At 45.2% G+C, this 7,327-nt stretch carries 7 protein-coding genes; 1 reads left to right on the top strand and 6 read right to left on the bottom strand.

The genetic code is table 11. The annotated features are described in order from the left end of the window. The first annotated feature begins 91 nt into the window (after nucleotides 1–91). Complete coding sequence (locus Nant_RS12670; RefSeq protein WP_054342030.1) at nucleotides 92–1,012, top strand: sensor domain-containing diguanylate cyclase; 921 nt, start codon at nucleotides 92–94, stop codon at nucleotides 1,010–1,012. Between the two features lie 138 nt (nucleotides 1,013–1,150). Here the strand turns inward: Nant_RS12670 and Nant_RS12665 are convergent, their stop codons facing one another. From Nant_RS12665 to Nant_RS12640, 6 genes are all read right to left on the bottom strand, one after another. After that, nucleotides 1,151–2,332, bottom strand: coding sequence for a thiolase family protein (locus tag Nant_RS12665; RefSeq protein ID WP_054342029.1), 1,182 nt, complete (start codon nucleotides 2,330–2,332; stop codon nucleotides 1,151–1,153). A 97-nt stretch (nucleotides 2,333–2,429) separates the two neighbouring features. Then, nucleotides 2,430–3,356: a branched-chain amino acid ABC transporter permease gene (locus tag Nant_RS12660; protein ID WP_054342028.1), complete on the bottom strand. Its 927-nt coding sequence runs from the start codon at nucleotides 3,354–3,356 to the stop codon at nucleotides 2,430–2,432. Nucleotides 3,357–3,369: 13 nt separating this feature from the next. Beyond that, the gene (locus tag Nant_RS12655) at nucleotides 3,370–4,257 is read right to left on the bottom strand and encodes a branched-chain amino acid ABC transporter permease (RefSeq protein WP_054342027.1); all 888 of its coding nucleotides are present in this window, start codon (nucleotides 4,255–4,257) and stop codon (nucleotides 3,370–3,372) included. A gap of 140 nt (nucleotides 4,258–4,397) precedes the next feature. Then, nucleotides 4,398–5,600 carry an ABC transporter substrate-binding protein gene (locus tag Nant_RS12650; RefSeq protein WP_054342026.1) on the bottom strand — a complete coding sequence of 401 codons (1,203 nt, stop codon included), beginning with the start codon at nucleotides 5,598–5,600 and terminating at the stop codon, nucleotides 4,398–4,400. A 100-nt stretch (nucleotides 5,601–5,700) separates the two neighbouring features. Next, nucleotides 5,701–6,444: an ABC transporter ATP-binding protein gene (locus Nant_RS12645; protein WP_054342025.1), complete on the bottom strand. Its 744-nt coding sequence runs from the start codon at nucleotides 6,442–6,444 to the stop codon at nucleotides 5,701–5,703. Beyond that, a complete protein-coding gene (locus Nant_RS12640) occupies nucleotides 6,441–7,208 on the bottom strand; it encodes an ABC transporter ATP-binding protein (protein WP_054342024.1) in 768 nt (255 codons plus the stop codon). The genes Nant_RS12645 and Nant_RS12640 overlap by 4 nt, the downstream gene beginning before the upstream one ends. Nucleotides 7,209–7,327: the final 119 nt, after the last annotated feature.

Below are 7,327 nucleotides of genomic sequence, written 5' to 3'. Positions count from 1 at the left end.
ATAATAAATTTTATTAATATGATAATTCTTATGCTGGTTTTATCATATAAGAACCTGGATTACTTTATCTACCAGCCCTGTAGGAGACGATATGCTCGCTTCGTTACGTGATTATATCGACAATCTTTTGGAAGCCGTTTGCCTGGTAGATGAGGGTGGTAATTTTATCTACTTAAGTTCAGGATTTCCGAGAATTTTAGGCTATAAAGTCGAAGAGCTACTCGGGCATACCATGATTGAGTTTGTGCATCCTGATGATCGCGAACTAACTCAGACGGCCGCACAGAATATTATGAAAGATGAATCTACGATTGAGTTTGAAAATCGTTACATTCACAAGGATGGAAAAGTAGTCCATCTACTCTGGAACGCTCATTGGAATACCCAAGATAAGATCGGTGTTGCCGTTGCCCGTGATATCACCATACATAAAGCGCAGCTTAGTTTTCTGCAGAATCTGGCTTTTTATGACAAGTTAACCCACCTACCCAACAGATCTCTCTTCAGCGACCGCTTGCATCAAGCATTAGCACGAGCCAGACGGGAAAAGGGGCAGTTTGCCTTATTATTTATTGATTTAGATAAACTTAAATACGTTAACGATACCGCCGGCCATCAAACTGGAGACCGCTTGCTATTCAGTACGGCGAACTGCTTATCCAGCTGCATACGTGAATCAGATACCGTATCCCGCTTTGGAGGAGACGAGTTTGTGGTGATTTTTGACCGCATAAAAAGTGTGGACGGCGCGATGGCTATCGCCAACAAGATATTGAATCAGTTAAGAACGTCGGTTTCAGTCAAAACCGCGAGCGGCGAACAATTTGTCATTCAAGCTAGCATAGGTGTTGCTGTATACCCAGATCACGGTAAGAATGAAAAAAATCTGCTGGAGGTGGCTGATAAGGCTATGTATATAGCAAAACAACGCGGTGGTAATAGCGCGCAATTGGCCTCAGCTAATTTGCTGATTGATAATAATTTATCTAACAGGAAAACCCAACGGAAGTAGGGATTATCCACATTTACTTTAGTAAATAGTTTATTGATAGAACCCGCTAAAACGAAGAGCAGGCGTCTTTAATAGAGAGTTTAAATAAAGAGTTTTAAAGGCATTCTAAAAGATACCTTTAAAACTCTGATAAAATTCTTATATCATCTCAACTGCAACTGCCGTTGCCTCACCACCACCGATGCAAAGTGATGCTACACCTTTGGATTTACCAGCATGTTTCAACGCATACAGCAGCGTCACTAAGATACGTGAACCGCTTGAGCCAATAGGATGACCTAGCGCACAGGCACCACCCTTCACATTCACTTTATCAGCATCAAGGCCCAGCTCAGATATAGCCAACATGGAGACCACAGCAAAGGCTTCATTTATTTCGTAAAGATCGACATCATCCTTACTCCAACCGGCTTTTTTCAATACTTTCTGGATAGCACCAATGGGTGCAATCGAGAACTCGGCGGGCAACTGTGCGTGTGTAGAATGCGCCACTATGCGTGCTAATGGTTTTAAACCGCGTGCATTTGCGTCTGACTCTTTCATTAGCACTAACGCAGAACCGCCATCAGAGATCGAACTTGAGTTAGCGGCAGTAACTGTGCCGTCTTTTTTAAAAGCAGGGTTTAGTGAGCGGATTTTATCGATACGGGCATTACCAGGCTGTTCGTCGGTATCAACAACCACATCACCCTTGCGAGACTTCACTGTTACCGCTGCTATCTCATCTTTAAACGCACCCGTTTCTATCGCTTTTAACGCTTTATTGAGTGAACCGATGGCAAAATCATCCATCGCTTCACGCGTGACATTAAAAGCATCAGCGCTTTGTTGCGCGAAAGCTCCCATCAGGCCGCCTTCGTAGGCATCTTCAAGACCGTCACAAAACATATGGTCTAACACTTGCGCATGGCCCATACGCATTCCTGCGCGTGCCTTAGGCAGCAGGTAGGGAGACAAACTCATATTCTCCATGCCGCCAGCCACCATAATATTCACCTGTCCCGCCATTATCTGGTCATGCGCTAACATAACGGCTTTCATGCCTGAACCACACATTTTATTGACGGTGGTGGCACCGGCAGCATCAGGAATACCCGCACCGCGAGAGGCCTGTCGAGCGGGCGCCTGCCCTAAACCTGCAGGCAAAACACACCCCATAATAACTTCATCTATATCGGCACCCTTGATGCCTGCTCTTTCTACTGCCGCTTTAATAGCAGTAGCACACAAATCGGGAGCACGTACTTCACTTAACGCCCCCATCATGCCGCCCATTGGAGTTCTGGCAGCACTAACAATAACGACTGAATCCTGAATCATAAAATCCCCTTTTAGTAACTGCTTACACAAACGCTTACGTTAACGTAAAGAAAATCAACAAAAAAAACCTCACTATTAATAGCGAGGTTTATATCGATCAACTGAAATTGCGTTTAACAATTTTCTGTATTTCGCCAACAATACCACTACGAAATGCCAGTACACAGACAATAAAGATCAAGCCCATGATGATATGAACATAGTTGCCTAACTCACCACCTGACAGGAAGTTTTGTAATCCAACGATAGCGGCCGCACCCACGAGTGGGCCAAAAATCGTACCCATACCACCGACTAATGTCATGAGCACCACTTCACCGGACATGTGCCAATGCACGTCGGTAAGAGAAGCTAACTGAAACACCAGTGTTTTGGTTGATCCCGCCAATCCAGACAACGCGGCAGAGATAACAAAGGCAGCCCATTTGTAATCATTCACATTATAACCCAGCGACGTAGCACGGGGTTCATTCTCACGAATGGCTTTTAACACCTGCCCAAAGGGTGAATGTATCGTGCGGTTGATAACCCAAAAACCGAACAAGAAAATAGCCAGTACGAAATAATACATATTCAAGTTATCGGATAAATCAATAAACCCAAATAAAAACCCACGCGGAATCCCCTGTAAGCCATTTTCACCGCCGGTGAAAGGTGCCTGCAGAAACACGAAGAACATCAGCTGCGCTAACGCAAGCGTTACCATCGCAAAATATATGCCTTCACGTTTCACGGAGAGCTTACCGTAAACGGCACCCAGCGCTGCCGCTGCCGCAGTACCTGCAAGAATACCCAGCAAAGGAGAAAGCCCGCTATTCATGACCAGATAACCGGTTACATAGCCACCGGTCCCCAGGAAAATAGCGTGCCCAAAAGACAGTAACCCAACAAAACCTAACAACAGATTAAATGCGGAAGCGAACAGTGCAAAGCATAATATCTTCATCAACAAGACAGGATACATTACGAATGGAGCTACCAGAGCAACACCCAATAAAACGATAGATAACTTAGATATTTTCATAATCGGGTCCTCCTCAGGCTTCTTTACCAAATAAACCCGCAGGCTTGATTAACAATACAATCACCATGACAAGGAAAATGACTGTGTTAGAAGCTTCCGGATAAAAGTATTTAGTCAAACCTTCAACGATACCCATACCTAAACCGGTAATGATGGCACCACCGATCGACCCCATTCCGCCGATAACAACGATAGCAAATACGACGATCAATAAGTTGGAGCCCATATCGGGCGAAACTGAATAGACAGGAGCAGCCATGACGCCTGCAAAACCCGCCAACGCCACACCAAATCCGAATGTCAGTGTTACCATGAGAGGAACATTGATACCGAAGGCCTGCATAAGCGCCGGATTCTCTGTTCCTGCTCGCAGATAAGCGCCTAATTTGGTCTTTTCTATCATCCACCATGTACCGACACAAACAACCAAAGAAGCAACAACAATCCAGGCACGATAATTTGGCAGATACATAAAGGGAAGCTTTATACCCCCGCTAAACGCCTCAGGAATCGGATAAGACATACCTGAAGAACCAAAAAGGTGTGTGAATAAACCTTGCAGTACCAGCGCTACACCAAACGTAAGCAGCAATGAATACAAGTGATCTTCATTAGCTATCGGGCGAATCAGGAAACGTTCCATCAGAATGCCCAATAGGCCAACCACCAGTGGCACAACAATAAGTGCTGCCCAATAACTAATGCCAAGATACTGCAATGCCAGATAAGCCAGGAAGGCTCCCAGCATGTAGATAGCACCCTGTGCAAAGTTGATGATCTTCAGCAACCCAAAAATAATTGCCAAGCCCAAACTCAGCAAGGCATAAAAAGATCCGTTGATTAAGCCAACCAGAAGCTGACCAAACAAGCCGAACAGGTTGATTCCCAGAAACTCCGCCATATCTCTACCTCAAAAATTCGCTCTGAATATCAAAACAGATGCGAACACGCGCCCGTTTCCCTCCGTAACGCCCCGTCGCTTCTCGCAACTTTAACGCTATAGAGGGAATTCAGTGATATCACTGATGGGCTATTTTTTTATTATTTAAAGTCACATTCTGGCAACATAGGAGCGAACGCCTGATCACCTGGAATAACACTTTGAATGGCGAAGATATCATCTGCGCTTTTACGCTCAGATGCTTTAGTGATTTTCACCAAATACATATCGTGAACCATACGTCCATCGGCACGCAGAGTTGCATTCTTCGCGAAGAAATCGTCTGGCTTAGTCGACTTCATTATTTTCATAACGGCATCAGACTCATCAGTACCCGCCGCTTTAACTGCATTCAGATAATGCATGGTTGCAGAGTAAGCACCGGCATGTGGCATTGCAGGGATAGCACCATGGCGCGCTTTAAAGCGAGCACTCCACTCACGTGATTCTTCATCGCGATCCCAATAGAAACCGGTGGTTGTTAACATGCCACCCGCAATAGCCGGATCAAGTGCTTGCGCATTGGGTGTAAACACCAGCAGGCCAGCCACATCCATCATTTCGGTCAGACCGAACTCGGCAGCGGTTTTCAACGAGTTAACAAAATCAGCTCCGGCGTTTGCCAAACCAACCACTTCAGCACCAGAAGCCTGCGCCTGAAGAATATAAGAAGAGAAGTCTGTTGTGCCCAATGGCGCACGTACCGCACCGACAACTTCACCACCTTCAGACTCGATAACTTTAGTCGCGATACCTTCTAAGGCATGACCAAACGCATAATCAGCAGTAATGAAGAACCATTTTTTCTTACCAGACTGCACGATCGGCTTAACTGTACCGTTAGCCAGCGCAACCACGTTGTACGTCCAATGGGCGTTATAAGGTGAACACTGCTTAGTAGTAAACGCATTACTGGCAGACGCAGCAATCAAGGCAATCTTCTTAGCATCTGTTGTGACCTGAGTAACGGCACCCGTAACACTGGAAGCCACTAAACCGGTGATAACATCAACCTGCTCATTTTCAATCCATTTACGCACAATGGCAGAACCCACATCCGGTTTGTTCTGATCATCAGCTGAAACAATTTCAATTGGCTTACCTAGTACAGTACCACCAAAATCTTCAACTGCCATTTCAACGGCAGTCACACAGCCTTTACCACAGATATCTGCATAAACCCCACCCATATCTGCCAGCACGCCAATTTTAACCTTATCATCTGACAAAGAAGCGTGTGCAGCGGTTGACGTTAAAGCGACGGCCATCGCCGCTGATAAAAGTGTTTTGGTCATTAATTTCATTGAGACTCTCCTGGTTAGAGCATTTTTATTGTTATAGCTTTAAATAGACGCCTGACGTATGCCAGGCATCCAAATTCGACACCTAAACTAGGCGTTTATATTAAACACCCAAATACGTATTCAACAGTTCTGTTTTTTCTATTAGCTCGTGTGCATGCACTTCTTCTACGATATGCCCATGTTCCATTACATAATGTCTATCTGCAATCGGCGCTGCAAAACGGAAATTCTGTTCGACTAATAAGATAGTCAAGCCACGCGCTTTTAGCTGCATCAGCACTTCGGCTAATTTCTGTACGATAACAGGCGCTAAGCCTTCGGTAATCTCATCGAGAAGCAGAATATTGGCCCCTGTTCGTAAAATTCGGGCCAACGCCAACATCTGTTGCTCCCCACCCGACAACCGGGTTCCCTGACTGAAACGACGTTCATACAAGTTTGGAAACATTTCATAGATTTCATCAACACTGACACCGTCAGAACGTACTGCCGGTGGTAGCATCAGATTTTCTTCAACATTAAGACTGGAAAAAATACCGCGCTCTTCAGGACAAAAACCCATACCTAAATGGGCAATTTTATGCGCAGCCATGTTGATGGTTTCAGTACCATTAATCACGATAGAACCAGAGCGACGCCCTACCATGTTCATAATGGCTTTCAGAGTCGTTGAACGACCGGCACCATTACGGCCAAGCAATGTGACAAGCTCACCTTGCCCGATTGAAAGATCGATACCGTGAAGAATATGCGACTCACCATAAAATGCATGCAGGTCACTAATACGGAGTTTTTCGCGACGCGTATTGTTTGTATGGTCAGCGCTTGTATGGTTAGTACTCATGCCCCATTCTCCTCGACGGCAACACCAAGATAAGCCTCTTGAACACGCGGATCAGCAGACACTGTTTCGTAATCGCCTTCTGTCAAAATGGCACCGCGTTGCAATACGGTGATCTGATCAGCGAGCTTTGAAACCACATGCAAGTTATGTTCAACCATCAAAATGGTACGATCTTTTGATACTTTCTTAATCAGGTCTGCGACAACATCAACATCTTCATGCCCCATACCTTGCGTTGGCTCATCCAACAACATTAGCTCTGGCTCCAGTGCTAATGTTGTAGCAATTTCCAGAGCACGTTTATGGCCATAAGAAAGGTCTACCGTTTTCGCACCTGCAAAATTCCCTAAACCAACCGACTCAAGTAGCTCTACTGCCCTGTCGTTCAGCTTATCGAGGACCTTTTCTGATTTCCAGAAATGAAAGCTGTTCCCCTCTTTACGCTGCAGCGCAATACGCACATTTTCCAACACACTTAAGTGCGGAAACACCGCTGAAATCTGGAACGAACGCACCACACCTTTACGAGCAATAGCAGCAGATTGCAACGAAGTAATATCGTGTCCGTTGTAGAGAATTCTTCCCGAAGTAGGTGTTAAAAATTTAGTTAACAGGTTAAAAACGGTCGTCTTACCAGCACCATTCGGGCCAATCAGCGCATGTATATGGCCACGCTGTATCTTAAGACTCACATCATCGACAGCGGTAAAGCCTTTAAATTCTTTTATGAGATTCTGGGTTTCCAGAACGTAATCTGCACTCATGCGTACTATGCCTCTTGTTCTTATTCTGCATCTTTCGCTGCGCGGAAAACTTACTTTCACGTAAGCGCTATATAGAAATTAGCAATTTCCCCTACTGGAAGCCAAGTAGTCCTTTGGTA

The organism is Neptunomonas antarctica (genome assembly GCF_001305295.1).
Classification (GTDB): Bacteria; Pseudomonadota; Gammaproteobacteria; order Pseudomonadales; family Balneatricaceae; genus Neptunomonas; species Neptunomonas antarctica.
Note: the sequence above shows the minus strand (reverse complement) of the source record. Positions and strands in the feature narration are given on the sequence as shown.

Bases quoted from the DNA above. Each gene is read 5' to 3' on its own strand.
- Nant_RS12650 (WP_054342026.1), bottom strand. From the start codon at position 5,600: ATGAAATTAATGACCAAAACACTTTTATCAGCGGCGATGGCCGTCGCT.
- Nant_RS12655 (WP_054342027.1), bottom strand. From the start codon at position 4,257: ATGGCGGAGTTTCTGGGAATCAACCTGTTCGGCTTGTTTGGTCAGCTT.
- Nant_RS12660 (WP_054342028.1), bottom strand. From the start codon at position 3,356: ATGAAAATATCTAAGTTATCTATCGTTTTATTGGGTGTTGCTCTGGTA.
- Nant_RS12665 (WP_054342029.1), bottom strand. From the start codon at position 2,332: ATGATTCAGGATTCAGTCGTTATTGTTAGTGCTGCCAGAACTCCAATG.
- Nant_RS12640 (WP_054342024.1), bottom strand. From the start codon at position 7,208: ATGAGTGCAGATTACGTTCTGGAAACCCAGAATCTCATAAAAGAATTT.
- Nant_RS12670 (WP_054342030.1), top strand. From the start codon at position 92: ATGCTCGCTTCGTTACGTGATTATATCGACAATCTTTTGGAAGCCGTT.
- Nant_RS12645 (WP_054342025.1), bottom strand. From the start codon at position 6,444: ATGAGTACTAACCATACAAGCGCTGACCATACAAACAATACGCGTCGC.